Here is a 21644-nt window from a genome sequence, read left to right as displayed (position 1 = left end):
GTCAATTACCTCCTTACACCCAATTCTCTTTCCCTGAGAATTGTTTTGATTCTTGCTATGTCTTTCCTTGTCTTTGAAATTTGACTGTAGTCCGTAAGTTGTCCCAAAACGTTCTGGAATCTCAAGTTCATGAGTGTTCTTTTCTTTTCTTCTAATAAATTCATCAATTCTTCATTTGTTAAATTTCTAAGTTCAGCAGCCTTCATACTGCTTCACCACCTATCTCATGTCTTTTTACTATTTTTGTTCTTATTGGAAGTTTTGTAGCAGCATATTCTAATGCTTCTCTAGCAAGCTTTTCATCTACTCCTCCAATTTCAAATAATATTTTACCTGGTTTTACTACTGCTACCCAACCTTCAACGTTTCCTTTACCTTTACCTAGCTTACTCTCAGCCGGGTGTTTTGTATATGATTTATCAGGAAAAACTCTAATCCAAAGTTTACCTGTTTTCTTTAAAGTTCTTGTAATTGCAATTCTACATGCTTCTATCTGTTGTGCTGTAATCCAATGTGACTCCATAGCTTTAAGCCCATATTCTCCAAAGTTTACTAATGCTCCGCCCTTTGCATTTCCTTTCATTCTACCTCTGTGTTGTTTTCTGTACTTAACTCTTTTTGGCATTAACATGTCGTACTACCTCCTTTAGACGTCAGATATCGGCGTCGCCTTTATAAATCCATACTTTAATACCAATTGTACCATATTTTGTTTCAGCTCTAGCTGTGCCATAATCGATTATTGATTTTATAGTTTGAAGTGGAAGTCTTCCTTTCAAATACCACTCTGTTCTTGCAATTTCTGCACCTGCAAGTCTTCCAGAAACCATTATTTTTATACCCTTTGCACCTTTTTTCATAGCATTAAAGATAGCTTTTTTCATTACTACTTTGTAAGATGCACGTTTTTCAATTCTGCTTGCAATATTTTCTGCTACTAATTGTGCATCAACTTCAGGATTTTTAATTTCCTCAACATTGACTATAAATCTTCTGTTAAATCTCTTCTCAAGTTCTTGTCTTAATTCTGTTATTTCTGCACCTTTTTTACCTATGATTATTCCTGGTCTTGCAGATTTTATAATTGCAATTACTCTTTCTGAGTCTGGCCTTTCAATAACAATCTCACTAATTCCTGCTTGTGCATATTTATTCTTTATAACTTTTCTAATTTCTTCGTCTTCAAGCAAGTATTCCTTGTAATTCTTTTCATTAAACCATGTTGCCTGCCAATCTGCTGTTATCCCGAGCCTGAAGCCGCGTGGATGAACTTTTTGACCCACCTTACCACCTCACCTTTCTATCACTTTTCTTCCTTTGCAGCCTTTTCGGCTTCCTTGTCTCTAACAATTACTGTAATATGGGACATCCTTTTTTGAATTATATCTGCACTTCCTCTACCTCTTGGCCAAATTCTTTTCATTCTTGGACCATCGTTTACATAGCATGTGTAAACATATAAATTTTCCTCGTTAAGCCCATGGTTATTAACAGCATTTGCCACTGCTGATTTTAACACATTTTTTATAAGTCTTGCAGCCTTTTTTGGAGAAAACTCAAGAATTGTAAAAGCTTCTGAAACATTTTTACCTTTAATTGAATTTGCAACACTTCTTGCTTTTCTTGGAGAAATTCTAACAAATTTTGCTACTGCTTTTGCTTCATACACTGGCATTGTTGCTAATTTTTCTTTTCTCTCTCTATGGAATTTGGAACGTTTCATTCCGTTTCTCTTTATGAGAACTTGCATTGTTTCCACCCTCCTCACTTTTTAACCTGACCCTTGCTAGCAGACTTATCAGCGTGTCCTCCAAATCTTCTGGTAAATGAAAATTCACCTAATCTATGACCAACCATATTTTCTGTAATGTATACTGGAATGTGTTTTAAACCATTATATACTGCTATTGTATGCCCAACCATTTCAGGTACTATCATACTTGCTCTGCTCCATGTTTTAATTATTTTCTTCTCGCCTGCTTCGTTAAGTTGTCTTATTTTTTTTAGTAACTTGGGATCTACATAAGGTCCCTTTTTCGTGGACCTGCCCATCGTTGCACCTCCTCATTAACCATTTCTTCTTCTTACAATCAATTTATCTGATGCTTTCTTTCCTCTTCTTGTTTTATAACCTTTAGCAAGTTGACCCCATGGACTTTGTGGATGGTGTCCTTTTCCTCTTCCTTCACCACCACCATGTGGGTGGTCAACTGGATTCATTGCAACACCTCTAACATGTGGTTTTCTACCTTTCCATCTTACTCTTCCTGCTTTTCCATCAACTTCGTTTTTGTGATCTTCATTTCCAACTACTCCGATTGTTGCGTAACATTTTACTGGAACTTTTCTAAGCTCACCTGATGGCATTCTCAATAATGCGTATTTCCCTTCTTTTGCCATCAATTGGCATGATGTTCCAGCGGATCTTGCTATTTGACCACCTTTTCCAGGAATAAACTCAACGTTATGAACAATTGTACCAACTGGAATATTTTCAAGTGGTAATGCATTACCTGGCTTAATCTCTGCATCAGGACCATTCAATACTGTATCACCAACATTTAAACCCTGAGGAGCTAATATATATCTTTTTTCACCATCTGCATAGACAAGCAATGCTATTCTTGCCGTTCTATTTGGATCGTATTCAATAGATACAACTCTAGCTGGTACTCCTACTTTATCTCTTTTAAAATCAATGATTCTGTATCTTCTTTTGTGCCCGCCACCTCTAAATCTTACAGTTACTCTTCCATAGCTATTTCTTCCACCTGTCTTTTTAAGTGGAGCAATTAATGATTTTTCCGGTTCTTTTTTAGTAATTTCGGAAAAATCAGGTATTATCATTTGTCTTCTTGCAGGGCTTGTTGGTTTAAATCTTCTAAGACCCATCATTATTCACCCCTTTTAATGTTCTCCTTCTAATTCCTTAATCGTGTACCCTTCTTTAAGAGTTACTATAGCCTTTTTCCAAGATTTAGTATATCCTTGTCTTGCCATTGCACCGCGTCTTAAATCTCTTTTTGGTTTTGGCTTTACGTTTATCACGTTAACCTTTTCAACTTTTACATTAAACAATTTTTCTACAGCTTCCTTTATAAGTGGTTTATTGGCATCTTTAGAAACTTCAAAAACGTACTTTCTATCTTCTCTGGCATAATATGATTTTTCACTAACAATTGGTCTAATAATAACATCTGCGTAGTTCTTCATTAGCCAAGCACCTCCTCGATCTTCTGGACGGTACCTTGGAGGAGCACAAGTTTGTCATGATTCAAAATATCATATACGTTCAATCCATCAATGTTTGTTCTGTCAACACCAGGATTGTCTGCAATGATAACTTTAACTCCTGGAATATTGCGTCCAGAAATCTTAACATTAACATATTCCTCAACTTTCTTTGGAAGAACAACCAAAACTTTTTGATTTTCAAGTCCCAAGTTCTTTAAAACTTCTCTCAAGTCTTTTGTTTTTGGTCTTTTGAATTTAATCTCATCAACAACGATAAGATTTCCTTCTTTGAGTCTTAAAGATAAAGCTGACTTTAATGCAAGTCTTTTCATTTTTTTGTTCAATCTCTTAAAATAAACTCTTGGTTTTGGACCGTGGGCTACACCACCGTGTCTCCAATGTGGTGCTCTAATTGAACCTTGTCTTGCTCTACCTGTGTGTTTTTGAATCCAAGGTTTTCTTCCGCCGCCGGACACTTCTCCGCGTGTTTTTGTAGAAGCTGTTCCTGCTCTTGCATTTGTAAGTTGCATATCAACATAGCGCCAAATAACATCAAAATTTGGCTCGATAGCAAATACTTCATCTTTTAAATCAATTGGTCCGATGTTTTCACCTTTTGAGTTAAACAAACTAACTTTTGCCATCCCTAATGCCTCCTTTTTTCATTTTCGAGGCTTGCACTTATCCTCTTTTAGCAGTTCTAATAAGGACAAGGCCGCCTCTCGCTCCTGGGACGCCACCTTTTACTGCTATTAAATTATTCTCTACGTCTATTTTAACAATTTCTGAGTTCAATATTGTTACACGTTCGTTACCATATTGTCCCGGCATCTTTTTTCCTTTGAAAATTCTTGCAGGTTCTGAGTGCTGACCAACAGAACCTAGTTCTCTATGGAATTTTGCACCATGAGATTTTGGTCCGCCTCTAAATCCCCATCTTTTCATTGCACCAGCAAAACCTCTTCCTTTGGACCAACCTGTAATATCTATTTTATCACCTTCGGCAAAAATATCAACCTTTATTTCTTGTCCAAGTTCGAATTCTTCTGGATTTTCTACTCTGAATTCTTTTAATATTTTCAATGGTTTGACACCTGCTTTTTTGAAAACACCTTCCATTGGCTTATTAACTTTTTTTGCTTCCTCAAAACCAATCTGTATTGCATTGTATCCATCTGTATCTATTGTTTTCTTCTGAACAACATAACAAGGACCAGCTTTTATAACTGTTACAGGAATGACTTTATCATCCTTAAAGATTCGGGTCATTCCAACTTTTCTTCCAATAATCATTTTCATCTCTAGCACCTCCAAGTTCAAATCACAAGTTGATTTCAACGTCAACTCCAGCTGGAAGATTAATCTTCATCAAAGCATCTATAGTTTTTGGTGATGGTTCCAAAATATCAATTAATCTCTTGTGAATTCTCTTTTCAAATTGTTCCCTTGAATCCTTATGCTTTAATGGTGATCTTAAAACAACATAAAGTGTTCTTTCAGTTGGCAATGGAATTGGACCTGAAACCTTTGCATTTGTTTGCTTTACAATTTCAACAATTTTTTTTGCTGATTCATCTAACAATTTATGATCATATGCCTTCAACCTAATTCTTATCTTCTGTCCTGGCATTTTGTTCCCTCCCTTTTTATTTCAGGAAGAAAGGGGGAAATTCCCCCTTTCTAAAATTTATTTTACTCAACAATTGCTGTTACAACACCTGCTCCGACTGTTCTTCCACCTTCGCGGATAGCAAATCTCATTCCTTCTTCAATAGCTACTGGATAGATAAGTTTAATTGTCATTTCAACATTGTCACCAGGCATTACCATTTCAACACCTGCTGGGAAGTCAATTAATTCTCCAGTAACATCAGCTGTTCTAATGAAGAATTGTGGTTTGTAACCTTTTTGGAATGGAGTGTGTCTTCCTCCTTCTTCTTTCTTCAATACGTAAACTTGTGCTTTGAATGTTGTGTGAGGAGTAATTGATCCTGGTTTTGCAAGAACTTGTCCTCTTTCAACTTCGTCCTTGTCAATACCTCTTAACAAACATCCAACGTTGTCACCAGCAAGACCTTCGTCAAGGATCTTTCTGAACATCTCAACACTTGTAACAACTGTTTTCTTTATATCGTAGCTCATACCAATAATTTCAACTTCGTCACCGGGTCTGATAACACCACGTTCGATTCTTCCTGTAACAACTGTACCCCTACCTGTGATTGAAAATACGTCTTCAACAGGCATTAAGAATGGTTTGTCTGTTTCCCTTTGTGGTTCTGGGAAGTAAGAATCCATTGTATCAAGTAATTCTTTTATAGGTGCGTATACTGGATCGTTTGGATCATCTGGACCTTCAACTGCTTTAAGTGCAGAACCTCTTACTACTGGAAGATCGTCACCTGGGAATTCGTATTTGTTGAGAAGTTCCCTAACTTCCATTTCAACTAAGTCAATTAATTCTTCATCATCAACCATATCTGTTTTGTTAATGAAGACTATCATTGCAGGAACGTTAACTTGTCTTGCAAGAAGAACGTGTTCTCTTGTTTGTGGCATTGGTCCGTCTGTTGCAGCAACAACAAGGATCGCTCCATCCATTTGAGCAGCACCAGTAATCATGTTCTTGATGTAGTCTGCGTGACCTGGACAGTCAATGTGCGCATAGTGTCTTGTTTCTGTTTCATATTCGATGTGTGAAATGTTAATTGTAATTCCTCTTTCTTTTTCTTCTGGTGCCTTATCGATTTGTTCGTATGGAGTATAATCTGCTCTACCAAAGAATGAAAGATACTTTGTTATAGCTGCTGTTAATGTTGTTTTTCCGTGGTCAATGTGTCCGATGGTACCTACGTTAAGGTGAGGTTTGCTTCTCACAAACTTTTCTTTTGCCATAATTCACCCTCCTTTATCCTTTGTGGATAACTATTTTGAAATAATTTTTTCCGCTAATTTATCTGGAACTTTTGCATAACGTTCCAAAACCATTGTGTATGTTGCACGACCTTGAGATAATGATCTCAAATCGGTTGCATACCCAAACATTTCAGACAATGGAACAAGCGCCTTTATTATTCTCAAATGTCCTCTTGACTCAAGTGTTTCAACATGTGCACGTCTTGAGTTTAAATCTGCTATTATGTTACCCATATATTCTTCAGGAGTCGTTACTTCTACTCTCATAATTGGTTCAAGTAAAATTGGTTTAGCCTTTTTAACTGCTTCTTTAAAAGCCATACTTGCTGCAATTTTAAATGCCATTTCAGATGAGTCAACTTCGTGATATGAACCATCCAAGAGTATTGCCTTTATTCCAACCATTGGATATCCTGCAAGCACACCACTTTGTGCAGCTTCCCTTACACCTTCTTCAACAGCTGGAATATATTCCTTAGGAATAACTCCACCAACGATCCTATCTTCAAATTCAAAAGTTTTACTTAAGTCAATTGGCTCAAATCTCATTATAACATGACCGTATTGTCCTCTACCACCGCTCTGTCTGATATACTTTCCTTCTGCTTCTGCCGGTTCTTGAATAGTTTCTCTATATGCAACTTGAGGTTGACCAACTCTTACTTTAGTGTTAAATTCTCTCTTTAATCTATCCACTATTATTTCAAGATGCAATTCACCCATTCCAGAAATAATAGTTTCACCTGTTTCGTGATCAACATAAGCTCTAAAAGATGGATCTTCATCGCTCAATAATGTTAATGCTTTAGAAAGCTTGTCTTGATCATTCTTTGTTTCAGGTTCAATTGCTATTGAAATAACTGGTTCCGGAAATTCCATTTTTTCTAAGATAACTGGTCTTTTTTCATCACAAAGGGTATCTCCAGTTTTTGTATCTTTTAATCCTATTGCCGCTACAATATCACCAGCTCTTACATATTCAACATCTTCTCTTTTATCTGCATGCATGAATATTAACCTTGAAATTCTTTCTTTTTTACCTTTAGTTGAGTTATATACATAACTTCCCTTTTCGAGTCTACCACTGTAAACTCTAAAGAATGTTAATTTTCCTACATATGGATCTGCCTGTATTTTAAAAGCTAAAGCTGTAAATGGTTCATCCTCTGATGGTTTAATTTGTACTTCTTCACCGTTTTGATTCCAACCTCTAACTGGTGGCATATCAAGTGGTGATGGAAGATATTCCAATATTCCATCTAAGAGAGGTTGAACACCTCTATTCATTTTTGCAGAACCACAAAATACTGGTGTTGCTTTATTTTCAATAGTTGCTTTTCTAAGTGCCTTTTTAATAAGATCATTTGATATTTCTTCTCCTTCAAGATAAAGCATCATTATCTCGTCATCTAATTCAGCAACTTTTTCTAACAAATCTTCTCTCATTTCCTCAGCTTTTGCCTTATACTTTTCTGGAATCTCTTCGTAAACCATTTCTGTACCATTTTCATCTAGCCATCTAATTGCTTTCATTTCTATTAAATCTATAACGCCTTCAAAAGAATCTTCAGCACCCATCGGCATTTGGACAGGTATAGGATTTGCTTTTAACCTGTCCACCATTGTTTGAACAGCCATTTCAAAATCTGCTCCAAGTTTATCCATTTTGTTCATGAAGGCAATCCTTGGAACGTTGTATTTATCAGCCTGTCTCCAAACTGTTTCAGATTGTGGTTCAACACCTGCTGCAGCATCAAAAACAGCAACTGCTCCATCTAAAACTCTTAAAGCACGTTCAACTTCTATTGTAAAGTCAACGTGCCCTGGAGTGTCAATAATATTAATACGATGGCCTTTCCACATACATGTGGTTGCAGCAGAAACTATGGTAATACCTCTTTCTTTTTCCTGAACCATCCAGTCCATTGTCGCTGTGCCATCATCAACGCTACCAATATTATGCTTTCTACCTGTGTAAAAAAGTATTCTTTCAGTAGTAGTAGTTTTACCAGCATCAATATGAGCCATTATTCCAATGTTCCTTAATTTTTTCAAGTCAACGTATATAGCCTGTATCTCCTTCATACTCTCCTCCTACTTACCATCTGAAGTGTGCAAATGCTCTGTTTGCTTCGGCCATTCTGTGAACATCTTCTTTCTTCTTAATCGCAGTTCCTGTATTATTAAATGCGTTAACAAGCTCTTCCCCAAGCTTTTCAGCCATTGGTCTACCTTTTTTTGATCTTGCTGCTTCAACAATCCATCTTAAAGCAAGAGAGGTCTTTCTTGGCTCTTCAACTTCAATTGGAACCTGATAAGTTGCACCACCGACTCTTCTTGGCCTTACTTCGACAAGTGGTCTTACATTATCAATTGCCTGATGTAAAGCTTCAAGCGGATCCTTTTTTGTTTTCTCTGACAAATATTCCATTGCTTTATATACAATTTTTTGTGCTATTGATTTTTTTCCATCCCACATTACTCTATTTATAAGTTTTGAAACCAATACATCGTTATATATTGGATCAGGTGGAACTTTTCTAACTTCTGCTCTCCTTCTTCTCATTTGTTATTCCCTCCCGACTTATTTCTTAGGTCTCTTAGCACCGTATTTACTTCTGGATTGTTTTCTATTTTCAACACCTGCTGCATCCAATGCTCCTCTAATAATCTTATACCTAATACCTGGTAAGTCTTTAACCCTTCCACCTCTTACCAAAACAACTGAGTGTTCCTGCAAGTTATGACCTATACCTGGAATATATGCTGTAACTTCTATTCCATTGCTTAATCTAACCCTAGCAATTTTTCTCAAAGCTGAGTTAGGTTTTTTTGGTGTCATCGTAGAAACCCTGACACAAACTCCTCTTTTTTGTGGATGTCCTTGAAGTGCTGGAGATTTTGATTTTTCCTTAATAACCTTTCTACCGTGCCTTACCAACTGATTAATTGTAGGCATCTAAACCCTCCCTTCGAAAACTCTTAAATTGTTCGATTCAGCCACGCCGCAAAACTTTACAAACTAAATTATACATATTTATATATAAAATCTCTTGAAAAATAAGTGAAGATTTTGTTTCATCCACTCTTTCGTGCGTTTTAATAAAGGTTCTTAGAAAAAAAGAGGGCTTATACAAGCCCTCTGGCTGGGGCGGTAGGACTCGAACCTACACTGCTGGAGCCAAAGTCCAGTGTCCTGCCAGTTAGACGACGCCCCAACTAAAAAAGATGGGGACTAACCCCACTGGTGGGTGCGGCAGGGATTGAACCTGCGGCCTCTTCCGCGTCAAGGAAGCGCTCTCCCACTGAGCTACGCACCCAGACCGAATTTTATTTTAACACACAAAAAAATATTGTCAAGAGTTATACAAAAATTTTTTTGAATTTTTCTTCTTTAAAGGTATAATAATAAATGAAAAAAAGCTTTGTGAGGTGAAGTCATGATAGTAACCGAAGAAAATTACTACTCAAGATTAGACAAATTTTTAAGAAAAAAACTTTTAAATTTACCTTTGAGTGCAATCTATAAATTAATCAGAACCGGAAAAATAAAAGTAAACGGAAAAAAAGTAAAAAATCCTTCATACAAGATAGAAATAGGTGATGAAATTACTATTGAAGAGGATATATCAAAATACAATAGGGAAATTAACAACAAAGTGGTTCCAATAAAAATGGACCTTGATATTGTATATGAAGATAATGATATTCTAATAATAAATAAACCAGCAGGTATTCCAATACACCCTGGCAAAGGAACACATATCGCTACATTAATCGAAGGATTAATGTACTATGGTCAAGAAAAAAATTTCACTCCACATCTTGTCCATAGATTAGATAAACATACATCCGGTATATTAATAATTGCAAAAAACACCCAAAGTGCAAGAGAATTAGGAGATATAATCGCCGGCCGTAGCATAAAAAAAGAATATATCGCTCTTTGCAAAGGCAAATTATCCAAAGAAGGAAAAATTGATATACCTCTTGAAAATAAACAAGCATTAACAACATTTATAACACAAAAAGTATATAAAACACATTTGGGAGAGTTTTCTCTTTTAAATGTAAATATTAAAACAGGAAGAAAACACCAAATAAGAAAACATTTAAGCCTAATAAATCATCCAATAATCGGAGATGACGTCTATGGTGATAAAAAGCTCAACCGTGAATTTAAAAGAGAATATGGTCTAAAAAGATATTTTTTACATTGTCACTCCATGGAATTTTACTTTAAAAATAAACATATAACAGCCACTGCTCCACTTTCAAAAGACCTAAAAAATGTATTAAAAAATCTCGAAAAGGGTGAATAATTTGAAAAGAATAGTTTCTCTCATTATTTTCTATTTTTTTAGCACATTATTTTCTATTACTATATATTTTAATACCTTCGATAATTCACTTATTATCAACCAAAAAGTATATAAATTTTCGGGTGAAGCTCTGCCTTTTAAAGGTAAAATTATAACGTACTTTAAATCTCCTTCTATAGAAATTGGAAATGTAGACATTCCGAATGACTTATTAGTTCTTGAAGATGGGCAAACAATCGGACAAAATGGCACTATAGTAGTCTCTAAAGATGTTTTTGACAAAATTGTTGAATTGTATACAAATAACGATATTGAAAAAGTTATAATAGACCGTTTTCCAGTTGAGATATATGATGATAAAATAATTGTAAAAGAATTAATTTCCAGAGATAAATTAATATCATATTTAAAGATTTTTAAAAACAATTTTGAAATCACAAATTTAGATTACTACCTCGGTACATATTATATTACTCCCGATTACCCTAAGATAGAAATAACTACCTTCTCATTTCCAAACATTGGATATTACAATGTCAAAATACATGACAAAAGTGCCGTCTATACTAAAGTGTATGTAAATGGAAAAGATTCAAAAAAAAGTGGTACTCTTACAAGCGGGACATATAAAATATTTGTCAAATGCATGGATGAACTAGGATATGAATCTTCCAAAACAACTTTTTTAGACATTCCAAAATCGAAAATTAACTTTCAAAAAATCGAGGTAGAATTTGGAAAAGAAACTGAATTTGGAAAAATAAACTACATAGGAACCAGAAATTTTTACGAAATTACTCCATTAACATCAACTATTACAACAATAACTTCCAAAGATACAACTTCTCCAACAATTAACGTATCAATCAAAAAACTTTTCAATGATTATTACTCCATAAAAGTTTTATCAAATGACCTTAATAAAACAAAAAATGTAATACTTTTAAACAACAATCCAATTAATAACGGGGTTGTAAAGCTTGAAAAAGGCAAAAATTTACTGATTGTAATGTCAAAAGACACCTTTGACAATTATAAATTAAAACATGTTAGTATTTATAATTATCAAACATTAGACTCGACACTAACCTTTCTTGATGAAAAAAGATGGATTAATATTGGAGGGGTGTTAATAAAATCTCCATATATTATATCTTGGGTTAATCCTAATATCGAAAGGAGGATTTATGAAGATAAAAGATATATTATCAACATCGAAAAGTAAAACTATTTTTCTTTCGATATTTTTAATCATTGGTTTAATCGGAGCATTATTAAGAACTAACAATGATTTAGAAAATATGAAAGTTGATATTGTTTTTGAAAATTCAAGCAAGATTGAATTTTTTGATGGGAAAAATATTAAAAATAAAGATGCAATATATATTATCCCTAAAGATGCTACCAATATTAATTTGGAAGGTATAAATTTAAACGGAAAAAAATTTGGAATCCTAGAATTTAATATTTCTGAAACTATTTCAAAAGAATTTGCCAAAAATCTTTCAAAAGATATGGTAATAACAGTTCATTATATAAAACCAGAAGAACTTTCAAAATACAATGAAAAAACTTTATTTAAAAGACTTTGGAGAGCAGTTGTTGAAAGAAGTATTGACTTAATAGTTCTTCCAAAAACACCTATGACTGAATCCGTAGTAAATGAATTCAAAAACTACTTTAAAATTTCTGACGCTTCACCTTATATACCAAACATTGAATTCAAATACTTTTTTTCAACAGTTTTAATACTATTCGTTTTATATCTTTTTCCTTACGCAATTTTTCTCTTACCAACTTTATATTTTTCTTACGAAATTTTTATTTCATTAGTCAGCATATTAGGAACAGTGGTAATATTTTTTAAAATAAAAGACAATGTTTTAAAATTCTTTTCTTATTTCACCTTAGGTATTTTAACAAATCTATCATTGTATGATTTTGAACATTTAAACAATATTAAAACATACTGGGGAGTAAAACTTTCGCTAGTGTTATTACCATCAATATTGCTAATACAGTTAATAATAAAAGAAAACAAAAAGATAAAATCACATCTTAAGTTTTTAATACCTCTATTTACCATTTTTGGAATATATTATATAATTAGAAGCGGTAATTTTGGATTTGTTACAGACTTTGAAAGAAACATACGTGAGTTTATCGAAGATTTGTTCATCATCAGGCCAAGAACAAAAGAATTGTTATTTTATCCTCTTGCATTTTTAATTCCATATTTAAAGAGTGACTTTTACAAAAAACTTTTTGAAATATTTGCAAGTATTGCATTTTTATCAACCTTTAACACCTTTTGTCATATAAGAGCTCCTCTATTTGTAAACATCTACCGCGAACTGATAACTTTATTCTTAACACTTATTATCTATTCAATTTTCAAAATCTTTTTTGAAAGGGGAGAATATTATGAGGAAAACAAGAATAGTAGCCACTATAGGACCGGCAACAGAATCTGAGGAAATGCTGGAAAAACTTGTAAATTCGGGTGTAAACGTTTTTAGATTGAACTCATCTCATGATACCATTGAAATTCACAGAGAAAGAATTAGAAGACTAAAAAAAATCAGAGAAAAATTAAACACACCATTTTCCATCCTTATTGACCTTTCTGGTCCAAAAATTAGAACAGGAAAGCTCAAAGAAGAATATATAACCCTAAAAGAAGGGTCTATATTAAAAATAACAACAGAAGATTTATTAGGTGACGAGAGTATATTATCTGTAAATTACAAAAGATTTCCACTTGAAGTAAAAAGTGGTGATAGAATTTTATTAAATGACGGCGCAATTGAACTGACTGTTGAAAAAGTTGAAGATAATTTAGTATACACTAAAGTTATAAGAGGCGGAAAAATAACACACCATAGAGGTGTTAACCTTCCAGGCGTTGATCTTTCAATTTCTGCTGTCACAGATAAAGATAAAAAATTTATTGACCTTGCCATCGAAGAAGATCTTGACTACATTGCTTTGTCATTTGTAAGAAAAGCTTCAGACGTAAAATACGCAAAGTCATTAAGCAATGGCATTCCAGTAATTGCAAAAATTGAAACTGCCCAAGCATTGGACAATCTTGAAGAAATAATTTCATTTGCTGATGGTGTTATGGTAGCAAGAGGTGATCTTGGTGTAGAAATTCCACTATCTCAAGTTCCAATCGCCCAAAAAAGAATAATAGAAACAGCTAATAGAATGTCAAAACCTGTTATAACTGCCACTCAAATGCTCGAATCAATGATCAACAATATGACTCCAACAAGGGCTGAAGTATCTGACATAGCAAATGCTATACTAGATGGAACCGATGCTATTATGCTCTCCGCAGAAACTTCGATAGGAAAATATCCACTTAGAGCAGTAGCTGTAATGGATGAGGTAGCAAAAAATACTGAAAAATTTCTTTTAGATTACGACTCAATTGAACTAGAATGGATAAGAAATTACTATATATCAGAAAATATAGAAGATGCTATTTCACATGCGGTATATAACCTCTCAAGAGATATAAATGCAAAATTAATCATCACTGCAACTAGTACAGGAAAAACTGCAATAAATATTGCTCGCTTAAGACCTTCAGTTCCTATAATGGCTGCCACTCCAAACCTTTCGACCTATTATAGATTAAGTCTTGTGTGGGGAGTAATCCCTGTTATGATCAATCAAACACTTTCAACTGATGAAATGATTATAGAAGTAATGAGAAAAGCAAAAGAAACAAATCTTGCTAGCAAAGGCGATAAAGTAATTATAACCGCAGGAATTCCTTGGGGAAGACCTGGAACAACAAATACACTTCAAGTTCATGAAATAATATAAATCAAGACCTTTTTACTAAAAATGTTGACAAATAAAACTTTTATGGTATCATATTAACGGATGTATGGCCCCATAGGATAACGGCTAGTCCATCGGATTCTCAGTCCGAAGGTCGGGGTTCGATTCCCCGTGGGGCTGCCAAAGAAAGCCCCAGTAGTTCAACGGATAGAACGGCGGATTCCTAATCCGCAAATGGAGGTTCGATTCCTCCCTGGGGCACCATGAAATCTGGGCCGTTAGCTCAACAGGTAGAGCACCTGACTCTTAATCAGGGGGCTGTGGGTTCGAGTCCCACACGGCCCACCAGGTTATAGTAAAGTGGAAGCGCCCGCTTCCCACCCCAAGCGAAAGCGAAGGGGTTATAAAGCACTAAATGAGGTTTTAGATTAACGTTAATAGGATGAGTAATGTATCGGCGGGCGTTTTGCGCGCCGATATTTTTATGTTAGGAGGGATGAATTATCGATAAGATAATTAAAAACGAGGAAATTACGGCACCAGAGGTAAGGGTGGTAAATCAAGAGGGAAAACAACTAGGGGTTATGCCAACGCAAAAAGCTTTGGATCTTGCATATTCTCAAAAATTAGATTTGATCTTGGTTGCTCCAAATGCTAAACCACCGGTTGCTAAAATAATGGACTATGGAAAGTACAAATACGAACTAGCAAAAAGGGAGAAAAAGGCAAAGAAAAATCAAAAAATTATTGAAGTAAAACAAATGAAATTCCGTATAAAAATAGACGAACATGATTACCAAACAAAGTTAAAGCATATTAAAAGATTCCTTGAAGCAGGAAATAAAGTAAGAGTTGTAATAATGTTTAGAGGTAGAGAAATGGCTTTTGCTGATAAAGGAAAAGAAATTTTAGATAGAATTATTAAAGATTTGCAAGATGTAGCTAGTGTTGAAAAAGCACCAAAACTTGAAGGAAGAGACATGTGGATGATGTTAAAACCAAAAAGTTGAGGAGGGAAAATATGGCTAAACAAAAGATGAAAACGCATAAGTCAGCCGCAAAGAGATTTAGAGTTACTAAAAATGGAAAAATTATTAGAAGAAAAGCATATGCATGGCACAAGACGGGCAAAAAGAGAAGATCAACACTTAGAAGACTTAAAGTTGAAACAGAAGTAAAAGCTTGCGACAAAGACAGAGTACTTAGAATGCTTGGTAAAAAATAAAATAAAACGACTTGAAGGGAGGATAAATCATGCGTGTAAAAAATGCAGTAAACGCTAAGAAAAAAAGAAGAAAAATACTAAAGGCAGTTAAAGGATACCATGGAGCTTTAAGTAGAAGGTATAGACTTGCAAAACAAGCATATATCAAAGCAAAAAAACATGCATATGTTGGTAGAAAATTAAAGAAAAGAGACTTTAGAAAACTTTGGATTACCAGAATAAATATTGCTGCTAGAAATGAAGGATTAAAATATAATGAATTAATTCACGGATTAAAATTAGCTGGAGTAGCGATTAATAGGAAAATGTTATCTGAACTTGCTGTAAATGACCCCGAGTCATTTAAGGAATACGTAAATATTGCAAAACAAGCAATCGGAAAATAATAACTCACCCTTCTGGATCCCTGCCTCGGTGCCCTTATTAGGGTCGGCAATGGAGTTGAAGGAAGGGGAGGGTTTAACCAAATCAGGAGGTGTATATTGTGGCAGTACTTACAATGAAACAACTTTTGGAAGCGGGTGTTCACTTTGGTCACAGAACTCAAAGATGGAACCCAAAAATGAAAGAGTACATATTTGGTGCTAGAAAAGGTATTTATATAATCGATCTTCAAAAAACTTCCAAACTTCTTGATGAAGCATACAACTTTGTAAGAGATAAAGCAGCTGAAGGAGGAACAATCCTCTTTGTTGGAACAAAGAAACAAGCTCAACAAGTTATTAAACAAGAAGCAGAAAGATGCGGTGCATTCTACGTAAATCACAGATGGCTCGGTGGACTCTTAACAAATTTCGAAACAATCCGCAAAAGAATTGACAAATTAATTGAACTTGAAGAAATGGAAGCAAATGGAGAATTTGATCATTTACCAAAAAAAGAACAGAGCAGATTAAGAAGAATTCTCGAAAAACTCAGAAAAAACCTTGGTGGTTTAAAAAATATGACAAGTCTTCCAGACGTTATTTATATTGTTGACCCAAGAAAAGAAAGAAACGCAGTTTACGAAGCAAATCTTTTAAAAATCCCAACCGTTGCTATCGTAGACACTAACTGTGATCCTGATGAAATTGATTATATAATTCCAGGAAACGATGATGCAATCAGAGCAATCCAACTTATCACTTCAAAAATCGCAGATGCATATCTTGAAGGAAGAGAAGGAGTATCCTTCGGTAGTGAAGAAGCTGTAGAAAATAATCAAAAAGAAGATAATGAAGAAATATTTGAAATTGAAGATGTAGATGAAAGTGAAGAAATGTAACCAAATAGCCCCCGAAAAGGGGGCTTTTTTGACAGGAGGGAAATTAATTGTTTATTGCTTTTGAAGGGATTGATGGTTCTGGAAAAAGCACTCAACTTAATCTTCTTTCACAATATTTAAAATCAAAAGGGAAAAAAGTGCTAAATATTAGAGAACCTGGAGGAACTATCCTAGGCGAAAAAATTAGAGAAATTCTACTTGATAATAATTTAAATATAAACAAAAGAAGTGAGTTATTACTATTCCTCGCATCAAGAGCTCAATTAGTAGAAGAAGTTATAAAACCTCATCTTGAAAGAGGTTTTTTTGTTTTGGCAGATAGATTCTCTGATTCAAGCATTGCATATCAAGGTGGAGCAAGAAACATCGGAGTTGAAACCGTATCTACATTAAATGATTTTGCAACAGACAATATTTATCCAGATATAGTTTTCTATATAGATATTCCAACAAAAATTGCAATGGAAAGACTTAAAGATAAAAATCTAGATAGGCTTGAAAAGGAAGGACAAATATTTCTTGAAAAAGTGAGAAGTACGTATTTAAAGTTATCAGAATTAAGAGATAATTTCTTTATAATAGACGGGACAAAAAGCATAGACAGTGTTTTTGCTGAAATAAAATCAATTGTAGAGAAATATTTACAATCCTAAATCATCGAAAAATATTTTGTTATAATTTCCCTTGCAAGATCAATTACCTGCTGAATCATCCATCCTCCTAAAAAAAGTAACGTTAAAAATAAAACAATAATCCTTGGAGCAAACGTAAGAGTTTGCTCATTTATTTGTGTAGCTGCTTGAAATATACTAATTAAAAGTCCAACAATCAAACTTATTAATAGAGGTGGTAAAATTACCGTTAATAAGGTTTTAATTCCAAGTCCAAATACATCTAAAAATACTTCTATAGTCATTTTTAACCGCCTCCAAAGCTTTTAATCAAACTACCAATCAACATATCCCATCCGTTAACAAGAACAAACAAGAGAATTTTAAATGGCAATGAAACCAATACTGGAGGGATCATAATCATACCAAGAGAAAGCAAAATACTAGCAACAACCATATCCATTACAATAAAGGGTATATATAATAAAATCCCCATCTTAAAACCTATTTCAAGCTCGCCAATAACAAAGGCCGGAATCAGAACAGAATTAGGTGCCTCCTCTACAGAATCTATTTCCTTGCCAACATTATCAGCTAACATAAAAACATTATCTTCGTTATGATGAATTTTCAATTCAGTTATCATAAATGTTCTCAGTCTATCCATACTTCTAGAAAATAGCTCTTGGTAACCAATTTCTGAATTTAAATAAGGAGTAATTGCATTGTTATAAATATCGTTCCAAACAGGTTGCATTATAAAAAATGTTAAAAATAACGCAAGACCTATTAAAATCTGATTCGGAGGCGTTTGTCTGGTTCCTAAAGCATTTCTCAAAAAGGAAAATACTATTATAATCCTTGTAAACGATGTAAATAATATTAGAATACTAGGCGCAAGAGATAATACGGTTAAAAGTAAAAGAATTTCTAATGTATTAACCAAATCCCTCGGTTGCTGAGGTGGACTCAGTTGTATACTAATATTTGGAAGTGGAACTTCATCTTGCGCAAATGAAACAAAAACAATTACAAGAAATACTAAAACAAACAGCCGCTTCACTTTTTGTCACCTTTTTTTACTATGTTTTTGAAAAATTCAAGTTTGAAATTTGAATTTTCAAACTCCCCGCTTTCAATTGAATCAAGCTTTTTTAATACAGTTCCACCATTTTCAGTCACCAAAATTACATAATATTCTTCAACTATTCTTACTACAACTATATAGCTATTTCTAGTAAGAAATTTTCTTTCAATAACAGAGATAAAATGTCCCCCTACATTTCGGGGGACCCTGTTCTTTATAACCAAATAAGTACCTAACATTACAGCTACGAAAATGAGCATTGATATTGCAAAACCAACTAAAGAAGAAATAACGTTCGCCCCCTAACCAGAAACCTTTTGAATTGCTTCAATAACTCTTGCAGGCTGGAATGGCTTTACTATAAAATCCTTAGCCCCTGCTTGAATTGCTTCAATAACCATTGCTTGTTGGCCCATAGCGCTACAAACAATAATAGTAGCGTTTGGATCTATCTTTTTTATCTCTTTAATAGCATCGATACCATTCATTTCAGGCATTGTAATATCCATTGTAACAATGTCAGGTTTTAATTCTTTGTATTTTTCAACAGCTTCTTTTCCGTTTGCAGCTTCTCCAACTACTTCATGACCAGCTTTTGTTACAATATCCTTTAACATCATTCTCATGAAAGCTGCGTCGTCAACAATCAAAATTCTTTTTCCCATTTTTCTATACCTCCTCTACACCAATTATTTCATTTAATATCTCTTCAATATCTAAGTATACTACAAGTCTTTCACCTTTTTTTATTAATCCTTTTGCTTTCTTTCCATAAGTATCAACATCTCTAAAGGCTCTATCAATTTCTGAATTTGATGTTCTAAGTACTCCTTTTACATTTTCTACTAGAAACCCCATTTCAATATCTCTTATCTTTGTGATTATGATCTTTTTAAAGTTATTTTCGTCCATATTTGAACAAATTCCACCAAGTATCTTTCTTAAATTGACAACAGGAATAATTCTTCCCCTTAAATTTATAACTCCCTCAATAACTTCTTTTGATTTTGGAACGGGTGTAATTTCATCCTTATCTATAACAATTTCTACGTAATCAACATCAAAACTCATTTCTTGACTACAAATATTAAAACTTAAAACTTCAAATTCGGTTTCAACATTCATGTTTTTCACCTCACTCCACTAAATTTAGCGTATCAATAATCAAGGCAATACTGCCATCACCCAAAGTAGCACCACCACTAAATTCCTTAACATCAGCAAATAATTTTCCAAGGGATTTAATCACAATATCTTCCTGCCCTATTAATGTATCAACAGCAATTCCATATTTTCTATTTGCAACTTTAACTACAACTACATTTAATTCATCAAGTTCTTCGTTGTGTTTCATTCCCAAAACATCCCAAAGTTTAATAATTGGAATTACTTCTCCTCTTTTAACTATTACTTCCTTATTTTGAACCATTTGGATTTCCTCAGGTAAAACAATTAATGTGCTGTCTATAACTGAAATTGGTATAGCATAAATATATTTATCAACTTTCACAAGCAATGCCTGAATTATAGCAAGCGTCAACGGCAATTTTATTATTACCTTCGTTCCTAAACCTTTTTTAGACTCTATGTGAACCGTTCCATTTAATGACTCTACCGTATTCTTAACAACATCCATTCCAACTCCTCTACCCGAAAGCTCACTTACTTGCTCTTTGGTAGAAAAACCAGGCATGAATAAAAATTCGTAAACTTTTTCGTCAGGTAAACCTGAAGCCTTTACTTCATCAACTAGCCCTCTTTCAATCGCTTTCTTCAATATTTTTTCCCTATCAAGCCCTCTACCATCATCTTCAACTTCTATTACCACATTATTACCTTCATGGCGTGCAGAAAGAATCAATGTACCAACAGGAGGCTTACCTTTTGCAATTCTTTCTTCTTTTGTTTCAATTCCATGATCTAGAGCATTCCTAATCAAATGAACGAGAGGATCTCCTATTTCTTCAACAAAAGTTCTATCAAGTTCTGTATCTTCACCTTTCATAACAAAGTTTATTTCCTTACCTAAATTCTTTGAAATATCGCGAACCATTCTAGGAAATCTATTAAATACGTAAGAAATTGGAACCATCCTAACCTTCATAACAATATTTTGCAAGTCAAGAGTTATTCTACTAAGCTGTGCCAAAGATTCATCAACTTCTTTTATATTATATTTCTTCAAAATATCTATTATTCTACTTCTTGCGATAACAAGCTCGCCCATTAAATTCATCAGTGTATCTAATTTTTCAATATCAACTCTGACCGTTTGTGTTATTTTAACGTTTTTCTTCTTCTCTTCATGCTTTTCTTCTTTCTTTTCTTCTTTTTCCTTCTCTTTAACTTCACTTTTATGCTTTATTTCTACTTTCTTTACTATAACTTTCTCAACTTCTGAAATTGCAGAAAGTTTTTCTTGCAATTTTAAGGGTTCTACCTTTGCAATAACATAAAGTTCTACTTCTCTATCAAATTTTTCGTTTTCAATATCTTCAACACTTGGGACACTCTTTATTATTTCTCCACCTAATTCTTCAATCCCATGAAACACCATATACATTCTTGCAGATTTTAATTGCACATTTTCAGCTAAAATAACCTTTGTATAAATAACGTCATACCCTTTTTTCTTTGCTTCATTTACAACATGTAAAAGAGCTTCATCTTCTTCATACATGTAGTCTGCTTCATTTTCCGGTTTTTCCTTAGATTCACTTTTTTCAGAATCATTATTAGTCTGAGAGGTTTCAACAGTACCTGCAGGTTTGGATTCTTTCTTTCCAACATTTTCACCTTGTGCAAGCTTTTCAAAAATCTCAACTAGTCCAGAAACGTCTTCTTCTATCTCTTCACTTCCTTCAGAAGCTATTTTTTCAAGCATTTTCTCAATTAAGTCCAACCCGTTAAACAGGTAGTCCAACTTGTCTGAATCAATAGATACCTTTCCAGATCTAACGGCATCCAGGTAATTTTCCATTCTATGGCACAATTTTGCCATATTTTCAAATCCCATTGTTCCTGCCATTCCTTTTAAGGTATGTAAAGCTCTAAATGCTACGTTTATATATTCCATATCTTCTGGATTTTTTTCTAAATCTAATAGAGCGTCGTTCAGTTGTTGAACGTACTCACGACCTTCATCAATAAAAACACTTAAGTATTCTTCATACGACATATATGTCACCTC

29 protein-coding genes and 5 tRNA genes are annotated in these 21644 nt (G+C 33.9%); 12 read left to right on the top strand and 22 right to left on the bottom strand.

Features of this window, described 5'->3' with window-relative positions:
• Nucleotides 1–5 precede the first annotated feature (5 nt).
• The 16 genes from rpmC to OB7_RS05380 form a co-directional block, all read right to left on the bottom strand.
• Nucleotides 6–206: a 50S ribosomal protein L29 gene (gene rpmC, locus OB7_RS05455; protein WP_004101450.1), complete on the bottom strand. Its 201-nt coding sequence runs from the start codon at nt 204–206 to the stop codon at nt 6–8.
• A complete protein-coding gene (gene rplP, locus OB7_RS05450) occupies nt 203–631 on the bottom strand; it encodes a 50S ribosomal protein L16 (RefSeq protein ID WP_004101449.1) in 429 nt (142 codons plus the stop codon). The genes rpmC and rplP overlap by 4 nt, the downstream gene beginning before the upstream one ends.
• 22 nt (nt 632–653) lie before the next feature.
• Nucleotides 654–1283: a 30S ribosomal protein S3 gene (gene rpsC / locus OB7_RS05445; RefSeq protein WP_004101447.1), complete on the bottom strand. Its 630-nt coding sequence runs from the start codon at nt 1281–1283 to the stop codon at nt 654–656.
• A 20-nt stretch (nt 1284–1303) separates the two neighbouring features.
• Nucleotides 1304–1750 carry a 50S ribosomal protein L22 gene (rplV, locus tag OB7_RS05440; protein WP_114702720.1) on the bottom strand — a complete coding sequence of 149 codons (447 nt, stop codon included), beginning with the start codon at nt 1748–1750 and terminating at the stop codon, nt 1304–1306.
• Nucleotides 1751–1764: 14 nt separating this feature from the next.
• Nucleotides 1765–2052, bottom strand: a complete 288-nt coding sequence (gene rpsS, locus OB7_RS05435; protein WP_004101445.1) for a 30S ribosomal protein S19 — start codon at nt 2050–2052, stop codon at nt 1765–1767.
• 15 nt (nt 2053–2067) lie between these two features.
• Nucleotides 2068–2892, bottom strand: coding sequence for a 50S ribosomal protein L2 (gene rplB / locus OB7_RS05430; protein WP_114702719.1), 825 nt, complete (start codon nt 2890–2892; stop codon nt 2068–2070).
• Between the two features lie 15 nt (nt 2893–2907).
• A complete protein-coding gene (rplW, locus tag OB7_RS05425; protein ID WP_004101443.1) occupies nt 2908–3213 on the bottom strand; it encodes a 50S ribosomal protein L23 in 306 nt (101 codons plus the stop codon).
• A complete protein-coding gene (gene rplD / locus OB7_RS05420) occupies nt 3213–3878 on the bottom strand; it encodes a 50S ribosomal protein L4 (protein ID WP_004101441.1) in 666 nt (221 codons plus the stop codon). The genes rplW and rplD overlap by 1 nt, the downstream gene beginning before the upstream one ends.
• A gap of 37 nt (nt 3879–3915) precedes the next feature.
• Nucleotides 3916–4533, bottom strand: coding sequence for a 50S ribosomal protein L3 (rplC, locus tag OB7_RS05415; RefSeq protein WP_004101438.1), 618 nt, complete (start codon nt 4531–4533; stop codon nt 3916–3918).
• A gap of 22 nt (nt 4534–4555) precedes the next feature.
• Entirely contained in the window at nt 4556–4864 is a 309-nt protein-coding gene (gene rpsJ / locus OB7_RS05410; RefSeq protein WP_004101436.1) for a 30S ribosomal protein S10, read from the bottom strand.
• Nucleotides 4865–4926: 62 nt separating this feature from the next.
• Nucleotides 4927–6129 carry an elongation factor Tu gene (gene tuf / locus OB7_RS05405; protein ID WP_004101434.1) on the bottom strand — a complete coding sequence of 401 codons (1203 nt, stop codon included), beginning with the start codon at nt 6127–6129 and terminating at the stop codon, nt 4927–4929.
• A 30-nt stretch (nt 6130–6159) separates the two neighbouring features.
• Entirely contained in the window at nt 6160–8235 is a 2076-nt protein-coding gene (gene fusA, locus OB7_RS05400; RefSeq protein ID WP_114702718.1) for an elongation factor G, read from the bottom strand.
• A 13-nt stretch (nt 8236–8248) separates the two neighbouring features.
• Nucleotides 8249–8716: a 30S ribosomal protein S7 gene (rpsG, locus tag OB7_RS05395; protein WP_004101430.1), complete on the bottom strand. Its 468-nt coding sequence runs from the start codon at nt 8714–8716 to the stop codon at nt 8249–8251.
• Between the two features lie 18 nt (nt 8717–8734).
• Nucleotides 8735–9109, bottom strand: coding sequence for a 30S ribosomal protein S12 (gene rpsL, locus OB7_RS05390; RefSeq protein ID WP_004101428.1), 375 nt, complete (start codon nt 9107–9109; stop codon nt 8735–8737).
• 184 nt (nt 9110–9293) lie between these two features.
• Nucleotides 9294–9368 (bottom strand) — tRNA-Gln (locus OB7_RS05385).
• Between the two features lie 27 nt (nt 9369–9395).
• Nucleotides 9396–9470: transfer RNA gene (locus OB7_RS05380), tRNA-Val, on the bottom strand.
• 120 nt (nt 9471–9590) lie between these two features.
• On the opposite strand from OB7_RS05380, the gene OB7_RS05375 reads away from it, so the two are divergent.
• The 12 genes from OB7_RS05375 (at nt 9591) to tmk (ending at nt 17409) form a co-directional block, all read left to right on the top strand.
• A complete protein-coding gene (locus OB7_RS05375) occupies nt 9591–10472 on the top strand; it encodes an RluA family pseudouridine synthase (protein WP_114702717.1) in 882 nt (293 codons plus the stop codon).
• A 1-nt stretch (nt 10473) separates the two neighbouring features.
• Nucleotides 10474–11697, top strand: a complete 1224-nt coding sequence (locus tag OB7_RS05370) for a hypothetical protein (protein ID WP_114702716.1) — start codon at nt 10474–10476, stop codon at nt 11695–11697.
• Nucleotides 11660–12946 (top strand): DUF5693 family protein, encoded by a 1287-nt coding sequence (locus tag OB7_RS05365; RefSeq protein ID WP_004101424.1) that lies wholly within the window; start codon nt 11660–11662, stop codon nt 12944–12946. The genes OB7_RS05370 and OB7_RS05365 overlap by 38 nt, the downstream gene beginning before the upstream one ends.
• The gene (gene pyk, locus OB7_RS05360; RefSeq protein ID WP_114702715.1) at nt 12897–14309 is read left to right on the top strand and encodes a pyruvate kinase; all 1413 of its coding nucleotides are present in this window, start codon (nt 12897–12899) and stop codon (nt 14307–14309) included. The genes OB7_RS05365 and pyk overlap by 50 nt, the downstream gene beginning before the upstream one ends.
• A 66-nt stretch (nt 14310–14375) precedes the next feature.
• Nucleotides 14376–14450, top strand: a tRNA-Glu gene (locus tag OB7_RS05355).
• A gap of 6 nt (nt 14451–14456) precedes the next feature.
• A tRNA-Arg gene (locus tag OB7_RS05350) sits at nt 14457–14531 on the top strand.
• A gap of 8 nt (nt 14532–14539) precedes the next feature.
• A tRNA-Lys gene (locus tag OB7_RS05345) sits at nt 14540–14615 on the top strand.
• A 152-nt stretch (nt 14616–14767) separates the two neighbouring features.
• Nucleotides 14768–15277, top strand: a complete 510-nt coding sequence (gene infC / locus OB7_RS05340) for a translation initiation factor IF-3 (RefSeq protein ID WP_100217314.1) — start codon at nt 14768–14770, stop codon at nt 15275–15277.
• Between the two features lie 11 nt (nt 15278–15288).
• Complete coding sequence (gene rpmI / locus OB7_RS05335) at nt 15289–15492, top strand: 50S ribosomal protein L35 (RefSeq protein WP_004101418.1); 204 nt, start codon at nt 15289–15291, stop codon at nt 15490–15492.
• Nucleotides 15493–15521: 29 nt separating this feature from the next.
• Nucleotides 15522–15878 (top strand): 50S ribosomal protein L20, encoded by a 357-nt coding sequence (gene rplT / locus OB7_RS05330; protein WP_004101417.1) that lies wholly within the window; start codon nt 15522–15524, stop codon nt 15876–15878.
• A gap of 98 nt (nt 15879–15976) precedes the next feature.
• Nucleotides 15977–16756: a 30S ribosomal protein S2 gene (rpsB, locus tag OB7_RS05325; RefSeq protein ID WP_114702714.1), complete on the top strand. Its 780-nt coding sequence runs from the start codon at nt 15977–15979 to the stop codon at nt 16754–16756.
• A 47-nt stretch (nt 16757–16803) separates the two neighbouring features.
• On the top strand, nt 16804–17409 hold the full coding sequence (tmk, locus tag OB7_RS05320) for a dTMP kinase (protein ID WP_114702713.1): 606 nt from the start codon (nt 16804–16806) through the stop codon (nt 17407–17409).
• Here the strand turns inward: tmk and fliQ are convergent.
• The 6 genes from fliQ to OB7_RS05290 all read right to left on the bottom strand — a co-directional run bounded on the left by fliQ (nt 17406) and on the right by OB7_RS05290 (nt 21632).
• The gene (gene fliQ, locus OB7_RS05315; RefSeq protein WP_004101414.1) at nt 17406–17672 is read right to left on the bottom strand and encodes a flagellar biosynthesis protein FliQ; all 267 of its coding nucleotides are present in this window, start codon (nt 17670–17672) and stop codon (nt 17406–17408) included. The genes tmk and fliQ overlap by 4 nt on opposite strands.
• A 2-nt stretch (nt 17673–17674) precedes the next feature.
• Nucleotides 17675–18430 carry a flagellar type III secretion system pore protein FliP gene (gene fliP / locus OB7_RS05310; protein WP_114702712.1) on the bottom strand — a complete coding sequence of 252 codons (756 nt, stop codon included), beginning with the start codon at nt 18428–18430 and terminating at the stop codon, nt 17675–17677.
• Complete coding sequence (locus tag OB7_RS05305) at nt 18427–18678, bottom strand: flagellar biosynthetic protein FliO (RefSeq protein WP_249031024.1); 252 nt, start codon at nt 18676–18678, stop codon at nt 18427–18429. Before OB7_RS05305 ends, fliP begins: the two co-directional genes overlap by 4 nt.
• Before the next feature lie 78 nt (nt 18679–18756).
• Nucleotides 18757–19119 (bottom strand): chemotaxis protein CheY, encoded by a 363-nt coding sequence (gene cheY / locus OB7_RS05300; RefSeq protein WP_004101411.1) that lies wholly within the window; start codon nt 19117–19119, stop codon nt 18757–18759.
• 4 nt (nt 19120–19123) lie between these two features.
• Complete coding sequence (locus tag OB7_RS05295) at nt 19124–19579, bottom strand: chemotaxis protein CheW (RefSeq protein ID WP_004101410.1); 456 nt, start codon at nt 19577–19579, stop codon at nt 19124–19126.
• A 10-nt stretch (nt 19580–19589) separates the two neighbouring features.
• Nucleotides 19590–21632 carry a chemotaxis protein CheA gene (locus OB7_RS05290; RefSeq protein ID WP_004101408.1) on the bottom strand — a complete coding sequence of 681 codons (2043 nt, stop codon included), beginning with the start codon at nt 21630–21632 and terminating at the stop codon, nt 19590–19592.
• Nucleotides 21633–21644 lie beyond the last annotated feature (12 nt).

Source organism: Thermosipho africanus Ob7 (assembly GCF_003351105.1).
GTDB classification, from domain to species: domain Bacteria; phylum Thermotogota; class Thermotogae; order Thermotogales; family Fervidobacteriaceae; genus Thermosipho; species Thermosipho africanus.
This window is presented reverse-complemented; position numbering and strand designations above follow the sequence as displayed.

Bases quoted from the DNA above. Each gene is read 5' to 3' on its own strand.
- rplP (WP_004101449.1), bottom strand. From the start codon at position 631: ATGTTAATGCCAAAAAGAGTTAAGTACAGAAAACAACACAGAGGTAGA.
- OB7_RS05295 (WP_004101410.1), bottom strand. From the start codon at position 19,579: ATGAATGTTGAAACCGAATTTGAAGTTTTAAGTTTTAATATTTGTAGT.
- fusA (WP_114702718.1), bottom strand. From the start codon at position 8,235: ATGAAGGAGATACAGGCTATATACGTTGACTTGAAAAAATTAAGGAAC.
- OB7_RS05375 (WP_114702717.1), top strand. From the start codon at position 9,591: ATGATAGTAACCGAAGAAAATTACTACTCAAGATTAGACAAATTTTTA.
- OB7_RS05365 (WP_004101424.1), top strand. From the start codon at position 11,660: ATGAAGATAAAAGATATATTATCAACATCGAAAAGTAAAACTATTTTT.
- rpsS (WP_004101445.1), bottom strand. From the start codon at position 2,052: ATGGGCAGGTCCACGAAAAAGGGACCTTATGTAGATCCCAAGTTACTA.
- rplT (WP_004101417.1), top strand. From the start codon at position 15,522: ATGCGTGTAAAAAATGCAGTAAACGCTAAGAAAAAAAGAAGAAAAATA.
- OB7_RS05290 (WP_004101408.1), bottom strand. From the start codon at position 21,632: ATGTCGTATGAAGAATACTTAAGTGTTTTTATTGATGAAGGTCGTGAG.
- pyk (WP_114702715.1), top strand. From the start codon at position 12,897: ATGAGGAAAACAAGAATAGTAGCCACTATAGGACCGGCAACAGAATCT.
- rplC (WP_004101438.1), bottom strand. From the start codon at position 4,533: ATGAAAATGATTATTGGAAGAAAAGTTGGAATGACCCGAATCTTTAAG.
- rpsJ (WP_004101436.1), bottom strand. From the start codon at position 4,864: ATGCCAGGACAGAAGATAAGAATTAGGTTGAAGGCATATGATCATAAA.
- rplW (WP_004101443.1), bottom strand. From the start codon at position 3,213: ATGAAGAACTACGCAGATGTTATTATTAGACCAATTGTTAGTGAAAAA.
- rplB (WP_114702719.1), bottom strand. From the start codon at position 2,892: ATGGGTCTTAGAAGATTTAAACCAACAAGCCCTGCAAGAAGACAAATG.
- fliQ (WP_004101414.1), bottom strand. From the start codon at position 17,672: ATGACTATAGAAGTATTTTTAGATGTATTTGGACTTGGAATTAAAACC.
- tuf (WP_004101434.1), bottom strand. From the start codon at position 6,129: ATGGCAAAAGAAAAGTTTGTGAGAAGCAAACCTCACCTTAACGTAGGT.
- rpsG (WP_004101430.1), bottom strand. From the start codon at position 8,716: ATGAGAAGAAGGAGAGCAGAAGTTAGAAAAGTTCCACCTGATCCAATA.
- rplV (WP_114702720.1), bottom strand. From the start codon at position 1,750: ATGCAAGTTCTCATAAAGAGAAACGGAATGAAACGTTCCAAATTCCAT.
- rpmI (WP_004101418.1), top strand. From the start codon at position 15,289: ATGGCTAAACAAAAGATGAAAACGCATAAGTCAGCCGCAAAGAGATTT.
- cheY (WP_004101411.1), bottom strand. From the start codon at position 19,119: ATGGGAAAAAGAATTTTGATTGTTGACGACGCAGCTTTCATGAGAATG.
- rpmC (WP_004101450.1), bottom strand. From the start codon at position 206: ATGAAGGCTGCTGAACTTAGAAATTTAACAAATGAAGAATTGATGAAT.
- rpsL (WP_004101428.1), bottom strand. From the start codon at position 9,109: ATGCCTACAATTAATCAGTTGGTAAGGCACGGTAGAAAGGTTATTAAG.
- rplD (WP_004101441.1), bottom strand. From the start codon at position 3,878: ATGGCAAAAGTTAGTTTGTTTAACTCAAAAGGTGAAAACATCGGACCA.